The 14,592-nt window shown below is 70.6% G+C and carries 18 protein-coding genes; 3 read left to right on the top strand and 15 right to left on the bottom strand.

Annotation, left to right across the window (positions count from 1 at the left end; all coding sequences use genetic code 11):
* Positions 1 to 50: 50 nt before the first annotated feature.
* The 9 genes from BW982_RS01135 to BW982_RS01095 all read right to left on the bottom strand — a co-directional run bounded on the left by BW982_RS01135 (position 51) and on the right by BW982_RS01095 (position 7,153).
* Complete coding sequence (locus BW982_RS01135; RefSeq protein ID WP_076490275.1) at positions 51 to 953, bottom strand: tyrosine recombinase XerC; 903 nt, start codon at positions 951 to 953, stop codon at positions 51 to 53.
* Positions 954 to 1,047: 94 nt separating this feature from the next.
* On the bottom strand, positions 1,048 to 2,205 hold the full coding sequence (dprA, locus tag BW982_RS01130; protein ID WP_254845504.1) for a DNA-processing protein DprA: 1,158 nt from the start codon (positions 2,203 to 2,205) through the stop codon (positions 1,048 to 1,050).
* Positions 2,202 to 3,725, bottom strand: coding sequence for a YifB family Mg chelatase-like AAA ATPase (locus tag BW982_RS01125; RefSeq protein ID WP_076490274.1), 1,524 nt, complete (start codon positions 3,723 to 3,725; stop codon positions 2,202 to 2,204). Before BW982_RS01125 ends, dprA begins: the two co-directional genes overlap by 4 nt.
* A complete protein-coding gene (locus BW982_RS01120) occupies positions 3,722 to 4,084 on the bottom strand; it encodes a YraN family protein (RefSeq protein WP_076490273.1) in 363 nt (120 codons plus the stop codon). The genes BW982_RS01125 and BW982_RS01120 overlap by 4 nt, the downstream gene beginning before the upstream one ends.
* Positions 4,085 to 4,177: 93 nt before the next feature.
* Positions 4,178 to 4,501: a DUF2469 family protein gene (locus BW982_RS01115; protein WP_022878868.1), complete on the bottom strand. Its 324-nt coding sequence runs from the start codon at positions 4,499 to 4,501 to the stop codon at positions 4,178 to 4,180.
* A gap of 73 nt (positions 4,502 to 4,574) precedes the next feature.
* A complete protein-coding gene (locus tag BW982_RS01110; RefSeq protein ID WP_076490272.1) occupies positions 4,575 to 5,228 on the bottom strand; it encodes a ribonuclease HII in 654 nt (217 codons plus the stop codon).
* Entirely contained in the window at positions 5,225 to 5,962 is a 738-nt protein-coding gene (gene lepB, locus BW982_RS01105) for a signal peptidase I (protein ID WP_076490271.1), read from the bottom strand. Before lepB ends, BW982_RS01110 begins: the two co-directional genes overlap by 4 nt.
* Positions 5,963 to 6,154: 192 nt before the next feature.
* The gene (gene rplS, locus BW982_RS01100) at positions 6,155 to 6,502 is read right to left on the bottom strand and encodes a 50S ribosomal protein L19 (protein ID WP_076491715.1); all 348 of its coding nucleotides are present in this window, start codon (positions 6,500 to 6,502) and stop codon (positions 6,155 to 6,157) included.
* Between the two features lie 159 nt (positions 6,503 to 6,661).
* Entirely contained in the window at positions 6,662 to 7,153 is a 492-nt protein-coding gene (locus tag BW982_RS01095) for an MFS transporter permease (RefSeq protein ID WP_076490270.1), read from the bottom strand.
* Positions 7,154 to 7,302: 149 nt separating this feature from the next.
* Here BW982_RS01095 and map point away from each other — a divergent pair, with 149 nt between their 5' ends.
* Entirely contained in the window at positions 7,303 to 8,085 is a 783-nt protein-coding gene (gene map / locus BW982_RS01090) for a type I methionyl aminopeptidase (protein WP_076490269.1), read from the top strand.
* Between the two features lie 84 nt (positions 8,086 to 8,169).
* Here map and trmD read toward each other — a convergent pair whose 3' ends face one another.
* Genes trmD through rpsP form a run of 4 tightly spaced genes read right to left on the bottom strand, consistent with a single transcriptional unit; the run spans position 8,170 to position 10,163 of the window.
* On the bottom strand, positions 8,170 to 8,859 hold the full coding sequence (gene trmD, locus BW982_RS01085) for a tRNA (guanosine(37)-N1)-methyltransferase TrmD (RefSeq protein WP_076490268.1): 690 nt from the start codon (positions 8,857 to 8,859) through the stop codon (positions 8,170 to 8,172).
* 1 nt (position 8,860) lies between these two features.
* Complete coding sequence (gene rimM / locus BW982_RS01080) at positions 8,861 to 9,508, bottom strand: ribosome maturation factor RimM (RefSeq protein ID WP_076490267.1); 648 nt, start codon at positions 9,506 to 9,508, stop codon at positions 8,861 to 8,863.
* Complete coding sequence (locus tag BW982_RS01075; protein ID WP_063257548.1) at positions 9,508 to 9,738, bottom strand: RNA-binding protein; 231 nt, start codon at positions 9,736 to 9,738, stop codon at positions 9,508 to 9,510. The genes rimM and BW982_RS01075 overlap by 1 nt, the downstream gene beginning before the upstream one ends.
* Positions 9,739 to 9,743: 5 nt before the next feature.
* The gene (gene rpsP, locus BW982_RS01070; RefSeq protein WP_076490266.1) at positions 9,744 to 10,163 is read right to left on the bottom strand and encodes a 30S ribosomal protein S16; all 420 of its coding nucleotides are present in this window, start codon (positions 10,161 to 10,163) and stop codon (positions 9,744 to 9,746) included.
* A gap of 189 nt (positions 10,164 to 10,352) precedes the next feature.
* Between rpsP and BW982_RS01065 the strand changes: the two genes are divergently transcribed.
* Together BW982_RS01065 and BW982_RS01060 are read left to right on the top strand one after the other, a co-directional pair.
* Complete coding sequence (locus BW982_RS01065; RefSeq protein ID WP_076491713.1) at positions 10,353 to 11,516, top strand: glutamate--cysteine ligase; 1,164 nt, start codon at positions 10,353 to 10,355, stop codon at positions 11,514 to 11,516.
* 49 nt (positions 11,517 to 11,565) lie between these two features.
* Complete coding sequence (locus BW982_RS01060) at positions 11,566 to 12,288, top strand: SGNH/GDSL hydrolase family protein (protein WP_083696470.1); 723 nt, start codon at positions 11,566 to 11,568, stop codon at positions 12,286 to 12,288.
* Positions 12,289 to 12,315: 27 nt separating this feature from the next.
* On the opposite strand, the gene ffh is transcribed toward BW982_RS01060, so the two are convergent.
* Together ffh and BW982_RS01050 are read right to left on the bottom strand one after the other, a co-directional pair.
* Positions 12,316 to 13,860: a signal recognition particle protein gene (ffh, locus tag BW982_RS01055; RefSeq protein ID WP_076490265.1), complete on the bottom strand. Its 1,545-nt coding sequence runs from the start codon at positions 13,858 to 13,860 to the stop codon at positions 12,316 to 12,318.
* 130 nt (positions 13,861 to 13,990) lie between these two features.
* Positions 13,991 to 14,536 (bottom strand): TetR/AcrR family transcriptional regulator, encoded by a 546-nt coding sequence (locus BW982_RS01050; RefSeq protein WP_076490264.1) that lies wholly within the window; start codon positions 14,534 to 14,536, stop codon positions 13,991 to 13,993.
* Positions 14,537 to 14,592: the final 56 nt, after the last annotated feature.

Raw genomic sequence — 14,592 nt, 5'->3', positions numbered from 1 at the left:
CTACGACCGCGGCTGGTCCCGCGCCACGACGATGTGCGGCGTGTGCGCCGCTACGCGCGTGGGTGCGCGAGCCGGTAGGCCTCGCGCAGGCGTTCGGCGGACACGTGCGTGTAGATCTGGGTGGTACCGAGGCTGGCGTGTCCGAGGATCTCCTGCACCGAGCGCAGATCGGCGCCGCCGTCGAGAAGATGCGTCGCGGCCGAGTGACGGAGCGCGTGCGGGCCGAGTGTCTCCGCGCCCACCGCCGGCGCGACGACCCGTGACACGAGCGCGTGCACGGCGCGAGGGCCGAGTCGACCGCCCCGGGCTCCGAGGAAGACGGCGGCGTCGGGGTCGTCCGCGCGCGCCCGCAGCACGGGGCGTCCCCGCACGAGGTAGCCGTTGAGAGCGTGGGCGGCCGGTGAGCCGTAGGGCACGACGCGCTCTTTGTCGCCCTTGCCGCGCAGGCGCAGCGTGCGACGCTCGTGGTCGACGTCGTCGACGTCGAGTCCGCAGATCTCCGACACGCGTGCGCCGGTGCCGTACAGCAGCTCGAGGAGCGCGTGGTCGCGCAGGGCCACCGGATCGCCCGCCTGCGCGGCCGCCTCCGCCTCCGACAGCAGCGCCTCCAGCGCGGATGCGGTGGCGACGGTGGGGAGCGTACGCCCCCGTTTGGGAGCGACGAGACGCTGCGACGGGTCGGCGTCGATGACGCCCTCCTCGCAGGCCCACGCCAGGAATCCCTTCACGGTCGAGGTGCGGCGCGCGGCCGTGGCCTTGCTGAGACCGGCCGCGGTGGCATCCCACTGCCATTCTCGGAGGGTCTCGATGTCGAGTTCGCGGACGTCGGGGTCGCCGGAGGCCCGCGCGAGGTCGGCGAGGTCGGAGCGGTAGGCGCGGACCGTCGCCGGCGAGAGCCGCCGCACGCTGCCGAGGTGGGACAGGTACCCCTCGACCGCCTCCGAAATGCGCATGCGACAAGACTGCCGCCGACGCCCGCCGAGCGCACTCGCGACGCGCGCGGGCCGCCCGAGTCGTCCTGTCGAGGCGAGGCGAACTCACCGCTCCTCACCTCTCGGGGACCGCGGATCGCCAGAGGCCGTCCTCTTCGCGGCGCACGTGTCCCTCGAGTTCGGCGAACCCCAGGAGGGTCCGGGTCTCGGACTCCGAGAACCCCGCGCGCCGTGCGATCTCGCCGACACCGCGACCGATGCGCGGGGAGAGCGCGTCCCGCAATCGGCTGGTGTCGTCGGTGCGACCGGCCGCTCTCGGGGGCGACTCCCCCGCCGCACCGAGCATTTCCCGGACATCCGCCGCGGACGTCACGCAGACGCCATCGAACTCGCGGAGCACCCGGTGACTGCCCGCGGAGGCGGCGCTCGTCACGGGGCCGGGCACGGCACCGAGCGCGCGCCCGAGCTGGGCGGCGTGGGCCGCGGTGTTGAGGGAACCGCTGCGATGGCCCGCCTCCACGATGACGACGGCATCCGCGAGCGACGCGATCAGCCGGTTGCGCGCCAGGAACCGCCACTTGGTCGGAGCCGCACCGCACGGCGTCTCGCTCACGACGGAACCGGATGCGGAGATGCGCGCGAGCAGACCCTCGTGTCCCCGCGGATAGGCCCGGTCCACGCCACCCGCGAGGAAGGCGATCGTCCTCCCGCCGCTGGAGAGCGCCGCCCGGTGGGCAGCCCCGTCGATCCCGTACGCGGCTCCCGACACGATGGTCACCCCCGCGTCGGCGAGGTCGGCCGCCAAATCGGCGGCGACGGCCTCGCCATAGGGCGTCGCCGCGCGCGCACCGACGATCGCCACAGTCGGGGCGTCGCACAGCCGCCCCGGGTCACCACGCAACCACAGGGCGTGCGGGGCGTGGACGGCGAGGTCGTCCAGCCGCGCCGGCCACCGGGGATCCGCGGGGACGACGAGCGTCGCCCCCGCCCGTCGGCCGGCATCCAGCGCCTGACGCACCGCCCCGGCATCCGCCCGCGGACGCCATCGCGCGCGGGCCGGGCTCCACTCGTCATCGTGATCGGCCAGCGCGCGCCGGAGTGCAGCCGCCGCGCCGAACCGGGAGATCAGGTCGCCCGCTGCTCCGTCGCCCGGCTCGGTGAGGACCGTCCACCACACCCGCGTGTAGGCGTCGACCATGTCGACGTCCGTCGGGACTCCCAGCCCCGCGAGCGCCGCGCCGGCCGCATCCGGACTCAGGTCGGGGATCTTCACGCGACACTCCCCTGCCGGAGGAACAGCGCGCGCCCCACGTCGTCGGGGTGGAGTCGATCGCGTCCGGCGATGTCGGCGACGGTCCAGGCGACGCGGAGCAGGCGGTCGTAGCCGCGCAGAGTGAGGGAGCCGCGACGGAGCGCGATGTCGAGCGGCCGCAGGACGTCGGCGTCGGGAGCTGCCGCGCCCCGCAACCACGTGCCCGGAACATCGGCGTTCCGACGCCACGGGGTCGCGGCCCAGCGCGCGGCCGCGCGATCGCGGGCACGGAGGACCATCTCGCGCGCCGCGGCCGTGGTGACGGCCGGGGCGGCGTTCTCGCGTCGGGCATTCGAGACCCGCTGCAGCCGCAGGTCGAGGTCGATGCGGTCGAGCAGCGGGCCCGAGAGACGTCGCGTGTAGCGCCGGATGGCCTGCGGGGCGCACTCGCAGACTCCCCCCGGGACGCCGTACTGCCCGCACGGACACGGGTTCGTCGCGATCACCAGTTGGAACCTCGCCGGAAAGGTCGCCGAGACCCCCGATCGATGCAACTGTATGACCCCGCTCTCCAACGGCTGCCGCAGCGCGTCGAGCACGGATGCCGGAAACTCCCCACCCTCGTCGAGGAAAAGGACTCCCTCACTCGCGCGGGCGATGGCCCCGGGCCGCACCACACCCGATCCCCCACCTATCAGCGCCGCGGCGCTCGCTCCATGGTGCGGACTCTCGAACGGCGGAGTCCGGCTCAAGCGCGTGACGATCTCGCCCGACAGCGACCGCACCGACGCGACCGACAGTGCCGCGTCGTCGTCGAGATCCGGCAGGATCCCGGGCAGCCGCCGTGCCAGCATCGTCTTGCCCGCACCGGGCGGCCCACTCATCAGGAGATGGTGCCCGCCCGCGGCCGCCACGATCAGAGCGTCGACGGCATCGGGCTGCCCGATGATGTCCGCGAGGTCGAGGTTCTCGCTCCGCGCCGGTGACACCTCCGCCGTGAGGACCGGCGGAAGGTCCGGCGCCTCGCTCGCACCGCCGTGCCAGCGCACGACCTCCGCCAGGCACGTCGCGGCACGCACCTCGATCCCCTCGACGAGCCCGGCCTCGGCGGCGTTGGCAGCGGGCACGACCACGCGCGACCGCCCCGCGCGGCGCGCCGCGAGCACCGACGGCAGCACGCCGGGGACCGGCCGCAGACGGCCGTCGAGGCCGAGCTCCCCGATGTGCACGGTGTCGGCGACGCGGGCGGCATCCATCATCCCCGTCGTCGCGAGGGCCGCGACGGCGATCGCGACGTCGAAGGCCGAGCCCCGTTTCGGGAGGCTCGCCGGAGACAGGTTGACGGTCAATCGCCGCTTCGGGAGTTCGAGGCCGCGATTGGTGCAGGCGTTCCGCACCCGGCGTCCGGCCTCCCCCAGCGCTTTGTCGGGCAGCCCGATGATCGCGAACTCCGGTGTCTGGGGCGACAGATCGGCCTCGACCTCCACGAGATCACCGCGCACCCCGGTCAGTGCCACCGCCCACGTGCGTGCGACGGTCACAGCGCGTCCTCGAGGTGCTCGAGGCGCGCGGTGCGCGGATCGGAGCCGATGAGGGCGATCGCGTCGATACGCAGGCTCCGCCCCCGGGCCTCGTCGGGATGCACCGCGATCCAGGCCATGGCCAGACGCCACAGCCGACCGGCCTTGCGCCGATCGATCGCCTCGAACGGGTGGCCGAAGGCCTCACTCGTGCGGCTCTTCACCTCGACCACGACGAGGGTGCCCGCCGTCTCGGCGATGATGTCGAGTTCGCCCTGCGGACACCGCCAGTTGCGGTCGAGGATGCGGAAACCGTTCGCGGCCAGGTGGCGGGCGGCCCGTTCTTCACCGGCTCGCCCGAAGTCGTCTTTCGCTGCCATGCCCGAGAGCGTGGCATCCGGTCATCAGGCTCCGACGGGCCGGATCCGGGATCCGGGGACGAATCGGAAACAGGGGCGTCTGGGGAGGAACCGTCAGCTGTCGAGCGAGAGCTCTTCGGGCAGCTGGAAGTCGCGGCGCGAGAGTTCCTCGACGTTCACGTCCTTGAACGTCAGCACGCGCACCGACTTCACGAAGCGGTCGGCGCGGTAGATGTCCCACACCCACACGTCGGTCATCGAGATCTCGAAGTAGAAATCGTGCTCGGTGTCGCGGCGGACGACGTTCACGTCGTTGGCGAGATAGAACCGGCGTTCGGTCTCGATCACGTACTGGAACTGCGAGACCACGTCGCGGTACTCGCGGTACAGGGCCAGCTCGAGTTCGCGGTCGTAGTCCTCGAAGACGTCGTCATCCATGGTTCTCCCATCCTAGGCGCGTTGCGCACCGGCGCCGACCGTGCGACGGCGCGGAACCCACCTCGCTCGCGCGTCAGAACAGTGTCGGAGCCGGCGCGATCGCCCAGGAACGACGGTGGTGCACGCTCATGCCGTGCACGCCGATGGCCTCGCGGTGGTCGAGGCTCGCGTAGCCCTTGTTGCGTGCCCACCCGTAGGCCGGCAGTTCTTCGTGCAGGCCGACCATCACCGCATCGCGGGCGACCTTGGCGATGACGGATGCCGCGGCCGCGCTCGCGCAGTCCCGATCGGCCTTGATGATCGGCTTCACACGCAGCCCGCTCTCCCCCGCCGGGGTGATGTAGTCGTGGTTGCCGTCGAGGATCACGAGTGCCTCCTCGGGGACGACGCCGTGCGCGCGGAGATCCGCGATCGCGCGGACGGCGGCGAGACCCAGGGCGCGGATGATCCCGATCTCGTCGATCTCGTCGGCACTGGCCCAACCCACCGCGCTGTGCTGCACGAACGCGGCGGCGCGTGCGGCGACATCGGGCCGGCGTGCCTCGGGAACCAGCTTGGAGTCCCGCAGACCCGCCGGAATCCGCTTGCGGGATCGCACGGGATCGATGACCGCCGCGCCCACCGCGACCGGGCCGGCGAGAGCACCACGACCGACCTCATCGCACGCGATGATCAGCGCGTGCTCCTTGAGCAGGCGCCGCTCGAGGGTGAGGGTCGGTTCGATCACGGCAGGCTGTCCGGCTGAGGGACCCCCGCGAACACATCGTGATGGAAGTCGATCGCACCGAAGCGGTCGAACGGCCAGGTGATAAGGAAGGCGCGGCCCACGACGTTGTCGATCGGCACGAAGCCCTTCCCGGGCTGATCCTGATTGAAACGGGAGTCCTTCGAGCTGTTGCGGTTGTCTCCGAGCACCCACAGCGAGCCCTGCGGAACCGTGATGTCGTAGGGCACCGGCGAGGGCGCTGCGGCCCCCGGCGCGAGCTTCACGTAGGGCTCGACCAGCGGCACGCCGTTCACCTCGGTCTGACCGAGCGCGTTGCAGCACACCACGTGATCGCCGGGGATTCCGATGACGCGTTTGATCAGGTGGTCGTCGCTGTCGGGCGCCGACAGGCCCACGAGCGACAGCACCCAGTCGGTCGCCTCCACGAGGGGCGGGCGTTGCTGCTTGACCGTCGCCGGCAGCCACCCGCCCGGGTCGCGGAACACCACGACGTCGCCGCGGGCGTAGTCGCCGAAGCGGGGGGTCAGCTCGTCGACGAGGATCCGGTCGTTCACGAGCAGTGTGTCGTTCATCGACGCGGACGGGATGTAGAACGACCGCACCACGAACGTCTTGACCAGGAACGACACCGCCAGGGCGATGAGCAGGATCACCACCACGTCGCGCAGGAACGTCAGTGCTCCGCGGCGACGACGGGTGATCGGGGCCGGAGGGGATGCGGTTTCGTCGCTCATGTTGATCCTTCGCCGGGCTCACCGCACACCGGAAGACCGCTGGACAAGCCTCGCACATTCCGCCGCACCCGCCGAACGTCACACGGCAACGAACGTCTATGAATGCCCGGGGCCGGCATCCCGATGCCGGTGAGCACGCGCGGAAACGACGAACGCCCCGCGACGGATCGCGGGGCGTTCGAGGAGGCGGACTCAGCGGTCGCGCTTCTCCTTGATCTTGGCCTTCTTGCCACGCAGGTTGCGCAGGTAGTAGAGCTTCGCGCGACGCACGTCACCACGGGTGACGACCTCGATGTGGTCGATCACGGGGCTGTGCACGGGGAAGGTGCGCTCGACACCGACCTGGAAGCTGACCTTGCGGACGCAGAAGGTCTCGCGCACGCCGTCGCCCGAGCGGCCGATGACGACGCCCTGGAAGACCTGGATACGCGAGCGGTTGCCCTCGGTGATGTTGACGTGCACCTTGACGGTGTCACCGGGGCCGAAGACGGGGATGTCGGAGCGCAGCGAGGCCGCGTCGACGGAGTCGAGGATCTGCATGATCGTCACTTCCTGCGACCGCCACAGGTCGATCGCACGATAAAAGGGGAAAAGGAGTGGCGTACCCGAGGCCGCGGTTGCGGCGGACTCCCCTGAGGCAGAGTCTGTCAGGGCACAAACGCCCATTCTGCCACGGACGGAGACACCGACCAAACCGGCTCAGGACGAGGCGGACTTCTCCGAGATGACGATGACCTCACCGGCGGCCTGCGGGCGCGGCCGCTCCTGCGTCGGCGGGATGTAGCCGGTGCCGTCGGAGGTGTGCAGAAGGGCCACCCCGGCGCGCGCCTCGTTCCACATCTGCGCCAACGAGGACCACAACAGGACGAACGCGCCGACGACACTCAGGACCAGCAGCGGGAAGAAGGTCCGCGAGTCGTAGAGTCCGAGCGCGATCACGACCACCTGCCACAGCCCGACGCCGACGACGTCGCGCCACGACGCCGCTCGCTCGAGGCGGACCGAGCCCCGCCCGCGGACGATGAGCGCCACGAGGATCTGCGTCACGAAGACCGCGGGGGCCGCGATCAGCAACCAGAGCAGGGCCCAGCCGCTCCCGCCGCCGAACACGATCCATCCGACGAACAGCCACAGGGGCAGCAGGAAGGCGGCCGGGAAGAGCCAGCGGAGGAAGAGTCGGCGCAGCACCATGAACCGATGGTAGGGGCGGCAGTTGTGCGGTCGCTTTGAACCTCGACCGGACCGACGGCCAACGCGTCCTCGGGCCGCCGTCTCCGCACGTCGCGAACGGAGCACGGCGGCGATCGGAGAGAATGGAGGTTCGAGGAAAGGAACCCCCGATGATCGAACTGCGCACCCCGGCCGAGATCGACGCCATGCGCCCGGCCGGCCGATTCGTCGCGGAAGTCCTGGCGACGCTGCGCGACGAGGCGAAGGTCGGAACCAACCTCCTGCACCTCGACCGTCGCGCGCACGACATGATCCGTGCGGCAGGTGCCGAGTCCTGCTACATCGACTACCACCCGTCGTTCGGGGCGAGCCCCTTCGGCAAGGTCCTCTGCACGTCGATCAACGACGCCGTGCTCCACGGACTCCCCCACGACTCCGCGTTGCGCGACGGCGACCTGGTGTCGCTCGACTTCGCCGCGTCCGTCGACGGGTGGGTCGCCGACTCCGCGGTGTCGTTCGTCGTGGGCACCGCGCGCGACGAAGACCTCGCCCTCATCGACACCACGCAGCGCGCTCTGGCCGCCGCGATCGAGGCCGCGACGGTCGGCCACCGGATCGGCGACATCTCCGCCGCCGTCGCCGCCGTGGCCCACGCGGAAGGCCTCAGCATCAACACCGACTTCGGCGGGCACGGCGTGGGTCGCACGATGCACGGCGACCCGCACGTCGCCAACGACGGCAAGGCCGGACGGGGCTATCCGTTGCGCGCGGGTCTCGTCCTCGCGCTCGAACCGTGGTTCCTGCAGACGACCGATGAGCTCATCACCGACCCCGACGGGTGGACCCTCCGCAGCGCGGACGGTTCGCGCGGCTCCCACTCGGAGCACACGGTCGCGATCACGGCCGACGGGCCGATCGTCCTCACCGACCGGGGGTTCCTCGGCGTCGACTGACCGTGGCGCTCGTGGCATCCGACTGTGGATGCCACGGCCCACGCCTCGCCTGCGACAGCGCTGCGCGCCCCGCTGGGGAGCCGTTCAGTCGGCGAGCAGATCCGGACGGCGCTGGCGGGTGCGCTCGATCTGCTGCTCGCGCCGCCAAGAGGCGACGGCCCCGTGGTTGCCGCTCAGGAGGACCGGCGGCACCTCGTGACCGCGCCAGGACGCGGGCTTGGTGAAGGACGGGTATTCGAGCAGACCGTCCTCGTGCGACTCCTCGACGAGGCTCTCCGGGTTGCCGACGACGCCGGGGATCAGGCGCCCGATCGCTTCGACCATCGCCATCACGGCGACCTCGCCGCCGTTCAACACGTAGTCACCGAGGCTGAGCAGTCGTACACGTCCGAGGCCGGCGGCGTAGTCGAAAACGCGCTCGTCGATGCCCTCGTAGCGACCGCATCCGAAGACGAGGTGCTGTTCCTCGGAGAGCTCGCGCGCGATCTTCTGCGTGAAGCGCTCCCCCGCCGGCGACGGGAACACGATCACCGGCGCCGCGGCCGCGTCCCGCGTGACGTCGTCGAGAGCCTCGCCCCACGGCTCGGGCTTCATGACCATGCCCGCGCCACCGCCGTACGGCGTGTCATCGACCGTGCGGTGACGGTCGTGCGTGTAGTCGCGGAGATCGTGCACGCGCACGTCGAGCAGCCCGCTCTGGCGGGCCTTGCCCAGGAGCGACACCTCGAGGGCGTCGAAGATCGTCGGGAAGATCGAGACGACGTCGATGCGCACGTCAGTCCTCGCGGGAGTCGGCGACCTCGTCGGACTCGTCCGGACCGGACTCCTCCTGCGGGGTGTCGTCGTCGCCCGGGAGTTCCTCGAAGAGACCGGCGGGAGGCGTCACCACGACACGGCCGGCCTCGACGTCGACCTCGGGCACGATCGCGCTCACGAAGGGGACCAGGACGTCGGCGTCTTCGCCGCGACCCGTCGGACGCACGATCAGCAGGTCCTGCGCGGGGAAGTGATCGACGCGCACGACGCGCCCGATGACCTCACCGTCGCGTACCACATCGAGGCCGATGAGCTGGTGGTCGTACCAGGCGTCGTCTTCGGCCGGGGCGGTCTCGGCATCCTGGTCGATCCACAGGATCGCCTTGACCAGGCCCTCTGCGGCCGTACGGTCGTCGACGCCTTCGAAGAAGGCGACCGGGTGGGAGTTCATCCAGCGGAATTCGCGGACCGTCAGCTCGCGGCCGTGCCACGGCGAGGATTCCGGTACCTGCAAGGTGAAGCTCTTCCCGGGGACGAAACGCCCCTCGGGGTCGTCGGTGTAGAGCTCGAGCTTGAATGCGCCCTTGAGTCCGTGGGCCTTGACCAGGCGGCCCACGCGGAGCTGGGTCTTGGCGGGCTGGGCGCCCGCGGCGTCGCCGGCCGACATCAGTCGTCGGCGACGTCGACGCGGACGCGCTGCCCGTCGGCGAGGGCCGTGATGAGCGTGCGCAGCGCCTTGGCGGTGCGACCGCCGCGCCCGATCACGCGACCCCGGTCATCGGGGTGCACGCGAACCTCCAGCACCTCGCCGCGGGGCGACGTGGCGGAACGGATGGTCACGGCGTCGGGGTGATCGACGATCCCCTTGACGACGTGCTCGAGCGCGGCGGACAGCACGGGACTTACTCTGCCGAGGTCTCGTCGGCAGCGGCTTCGGGCGCCTCAGCGGCGGCCGGAGCCTCAGCCTTCTTCTCGGCCTTGGGCTTGACGACCGACTTCTTCGCGGTGTCGGCCTCGAAGGCGGCCTTGGGCTCGCGGACCTTGACGGTGGACTTCGCGTCCTTGTCGCCCTTGAAGGTGCCCCAGTCGCCCGTGAGCTTGAGGATGGCACGGACCTGCTCGGTCGGCTGCGCGCCGACGCCGAGCCAGTACTGCGCGCGCTCGGAGTCGACCTCGATGAACGAGGGCTCCTCAGTCGGGTGGTACTTGCCGATCTCCTCGATCACACGACCGTCGCGCTTGGTGCGCGAGTCGGCGACGACGATGCGGTAGTAGGGCGCACGGATCTTGCCGAGACGCTTGAGACGGATCTTGACAGCCACGATTTCTCCTGTGGTGGGAAATGAACGAACCGGTCGCCTGGAGCGTGGGGTGCACACCCGGCGGAAGCTCAAAGAGGAGGACCGGCGCTGGATAGAGGGTCGAGCACCTGGTCCGACCCTCTATTCTGCCAGATGACACGGCGGGTCGCGAACCCGGTGACGCCCGTGTCGTCGTGTCAGACTGACCGCATGACGCTCCCGTTCGCTCCGTCCACACGTTCCTCCGTGGGACTCGAATGGGAACTCATGCTCGCCGACCGCGAAACCGGCGATCTCGTGGCCCGTGCCCCCGAGGTCCTCGAGCTCGTCGAGGAGGCGACGGCGCTCGAGCGCTTCACCGTCACCGGCGAGCTGCTGACGAACACGGTGGAGGTCACGAGCGGCGTCGGGCACACCGTCGCCGAGGCCGTCGATGACATCGCGGATGCCATCGGCGCACTGCGCGAGCAGACCGAGCCCCGGGGTATCGAGCTGCTGTGCGCCGGCAGCCACCCCTTCGCCCAGTGGTACGAGCAACAGGTCACGGACAAGACGAGGTACCACAAGCTCATCGAGCGGACCCAGTGGTGGGGCCGCAACATGATGATCTGGGGCATCCACGTCCACGTCGGCGTCGACGACGTGGACAAGGTCATCCCGATCGTGAACGCCCTGACGGTGTACCTGCCGCATCTGCAGGCCCTGTCGGCATCCAGTCCGTTCTGGGCGGGGGAACGCACCGGCTACGCGAGCAACCGGGCGCTGGTGTTCCAGCAGCTGCCCACCGCGGGCCTCCCCTGGCAGCTGAGCGACTGGGCCGAGTTCGAGCGCTACCTGGACGACATGGTCCGCACGGGAGTGATGGCGGATGCCAGCGAGGTGCGGTGGGACATCCGTCCCGCGCCGCGCTGGGGAACCGTCGAGATCCGCGCGTGCGACGGCATGTCGACGCTTCCCGAGCTCGCCGCCGTCGCGGCTTTCGTGCAGACGCTCGTCGAGCACTTCTCGCGGATCCTCGACGAGGGCGGCGAGCTGCCCGGCATCCCGCCGTGGTACGCCCGTGAGAACAAGTGGCGCGCGGCCCGGTACGGACTCGACGCCCGCGTGATCGTCGATCGCGACGGCACGCAGTTGCCCGTGCGGGACCACCTGCGGACGACGATGGAGGAACTCGCCGAGATCGCGGTGGACCTGCACTGCGTCCGCGAGTTCGCGGGCCTGGAGACGATTCTGGCCACGGGCGGAAGCTCGGCGCGCCAGATCGCGGTGGCGGAGGCGGCCGACGGCGATCTGCGCGAGGTGGTGCAGCACCTCATCCGCGAGTTCCGCGGCGGGCCGACGCTGCGCGAGCACCTCGCTGCGCTGCGGGTGTGACGGCACTCGCGAGGGCGGACTCATAGGTTCCCGCCCGTAGGATCTCGCCATGACCCGACGGCGCCGTGCCGCGATGCCTCTGCTGGCCGCCCTGGCCGGAGGTGCGCTCCTCACGCTCGTCGGCTGCACGCCTGATCCCGCGGATCCCGTGCAGGCGCTGACCTTCCCCACGCCGACGCTCGCCCCGATCGTCGCGCCGACCGCATCGCCCGCGCCCCTGCGTGTGGTCACGCTGGGCGACTCGCTCATGTCGGGCGCGGGACTGCCGCTCGGCGACGCGTGGCCTTTCCTCCTCGCCCAGCGCGAGGACGTCTCGCTGACCAACCTCGCCTGCGGCGGCATGGGGTTCGTGGTCGCGGGCGAATGCGGCACGGCCTACGCCGGTTTCTCCCCCGCGATCGCCGCGCTGCAGCCCGAGCTGATCATCGTGCAGTCCTCGAGCAACGACTTCTGGCAGGACGCGGACGAGATCCGCACGGACACCGACGACACCATCGCCCAGCTCCACGACGCCGCGCCCGACGCGCGCATCGTCGGGCTCAGCACGATCTGGAACGACGATCCGGACGTCCCGGACGACACCGCCACGACCTCGGACGCGCTCCGTGACGCGGTCGACTCCGCCGGGGGGATCTTCGTCGACGTGGGGCAACCGCTGGTGGGTCATCCGGAGTGGCTCCAGGACGACGACGTGCACCCCACCGCGCGTGGCCAGCGTGCCATCGAGCAGACGGTGGTCTCGGCCCTGCAGGACGCGGGCGTCCTCCCCTGACGCCGGTGGACCGCGCGGGCCCCCGGCTCAGCCCCGACCGAGCAGCTTCTGCAGTTCGGCCAGGTCTTCCTCGGTCGGGGCCTTCTGCCCCCCGAGGCCGAAGCCCGACCCGGTGGCGGGAGCGGCGGCGGCGATCCCGGCGTTCTCAGCGGCACGCTTGGCCGGGTTGCCCGACCGCGAGCCCTTCGCCTTCTGCTGCTTCCCCCGCTTCGACGACGCACCCGGCTTGCCGCCGATGGGTCCCATGCCGGGGATGTTGGGCACACCGCCGCGCGCGACCGTCTTCATCATCTTGGCGGCCTGCTCGAAGCGCTGCACGAGCTGGTTGACGTCGGTGACGGTCATGCCGGAACCGCGCGCGATGCGCAGGCGCCGCGAGCCGTTCAGGAGCTTGGGGTTGCGACGCTCGGCCACGGTCATCGAGCGGATGATCGCCTCGGTGCGGTCGATCTCGCGCTCGTCGAAGTCCTCGAGCTGCTGCTTCATGGATCCCATGCCCGGGAGCATCCCGAGCATCTTCTTCATGGAGCCCATCTTCTTCATCTGCTGCATTTGCTCGAGGAAGTCCTCGAGCGTGAAGGTCTCCGTCGCGAGCTTCTCGGCGACCTTCATCGCCTCGGCCTCGTCGAAGGCCTGCTGCGCCTGCTCGATCAGGGTGAGGATGTCACCGAGGTCGAGAATGCGGGATGCCATGCGGTCCGGGTAGAAGGGCTCGACGTCGTCGAGACCCTCGCCGGTCGACGCGAAGATGATCGGGCGTCCCGTGACCGACGCGACGGACAGCGCGGCTCCACCACGGGCGTCACCGTCGAGCTTGGACAGCACGACGCCGGTGAAGTCGACGCCGTCCTGGAAGGCCTTCGCCGTGTTCACGGCATCCTGACCGATCATCGCGTCGATGACGAAGAGCACCTCGTCGGGCTGGGTGGCCGTGCGGATGTCGGCGGCCTGCTTCATCAGCTCCGCGTCGACACCGAGGCGTCCGGCGGTGTCGATGATGACGGTGTCGTACTGCTTCTGCTTCGCGTATTCGACACCGTCGCGGGCGACCTTCACCGGGTCGCCGACGCCGTTGCCGGGCTGGGGCGCGTAGATGGCGGCGCCGGCGCGCTCGGCGACGACCTGCAGCTGGTTGACGGCGTTGGGGCGCTGGAGGTCGCACGCCACGAGGAGAGGCGTGTGTCCGTCCTTCTCGAGCATCTTCGCGAGCTTGCCCGCGAACGTGGTCTTTCCCGAACCCTGAAGCCCCGCGAGCATGATGACCGTCGGCGGGTTCTTGGCGAACTGGAGGCGACGCTGCTGGCCGCCCAGGATGCCGATGAGCTCGTCGTTGACGATCTGCACGACCTGCTGGGCCGGGTTCAGCGCGCGATTGACCTCGTCGCCGAGGGCCCGCTCGCGCACCGCGGCGGTGAACTCCTTGACGACCGGCAGGGCGACGTCGGCGTCGAGGAGGGCACGTCGGATCTCGCGGACCGTCCCGTCGACGTCGGCGGGGGTCAGCTGTCCCTTCTTGCGCAGATTGCGGAAGGTCTCTGTGAGCCGGTCGGAGAGGGTGCCGAAAGTCGCCATGATGGATTGAGTTTACGCGGCCCCGCTCCGGACCGCCGCCGCAGCCGAGCGGGTGGCCCGAGGATCGCCGTGATCCGACCGTGCGTGGAGCGTCCGGATCGTCGAGCAGACCGACCCGGATGCCGACACCTCACGCCACGGAGAGCGCCTCCGCCAGGGTCTCGGTCAGCGAGCGGCCGGCGGTGTGGTCCGCCCACGCCCAGACCGCGGCCAGCACGGCCGCGGCGGCTGCCCCGGCCCTCACCTGGGCGGCGAGCGGAGCCGTGCCGTCGCGCACCAGTCGCGCGGCCGCCTCGCGCTGCAGGCGAAACTGCCGGATGGCGCGGTCGCGATCGAGCTCGGCGGAGATGCCCATGGCATCCGCGTTCACGATCGCCAGTGCGAGGGCATCGGGTGCCAGGCCGTCGCCGATCGCGAGAAGGACCTCCGACACGGCACCGCCGTCGCGCAGGTCCGCGATGGCCTCGTCGACACGCGCGTCGAATCCCGACCAGAGCACGTCGCTCTTGGCGGAGAAGTAGTTGAAGAAGCTCGAACGGCTCACTCCGGCACGGCGCGTGATGTCCGACACCGACGTCGCGTCGTACCCCCGCTCCAGGAAGAGCTCGCAGGCCGCCTCCGAAAGCACCTCGCGCGACGACGCGCGCGGGCGACCGGTGCGGGATTCGGTGGCCATGCCGACAGCCTATGGCGCGACCGTGTATGTATTCTTGGACGCAATCCAACAAACGG

Source organism: Microbacterium sp. RURRCA19A (assembly GCF_900156455.1).
GTDB lineage: Bacteria > Actinomycetota > Actinomycetes > Actinomycetales > Microbacteriaceae > Microbacterium.
Note: the sequence above shows the minus strand (reverse complement) of the source record. Positions and strands in the feature narration are given on the sequence as shown.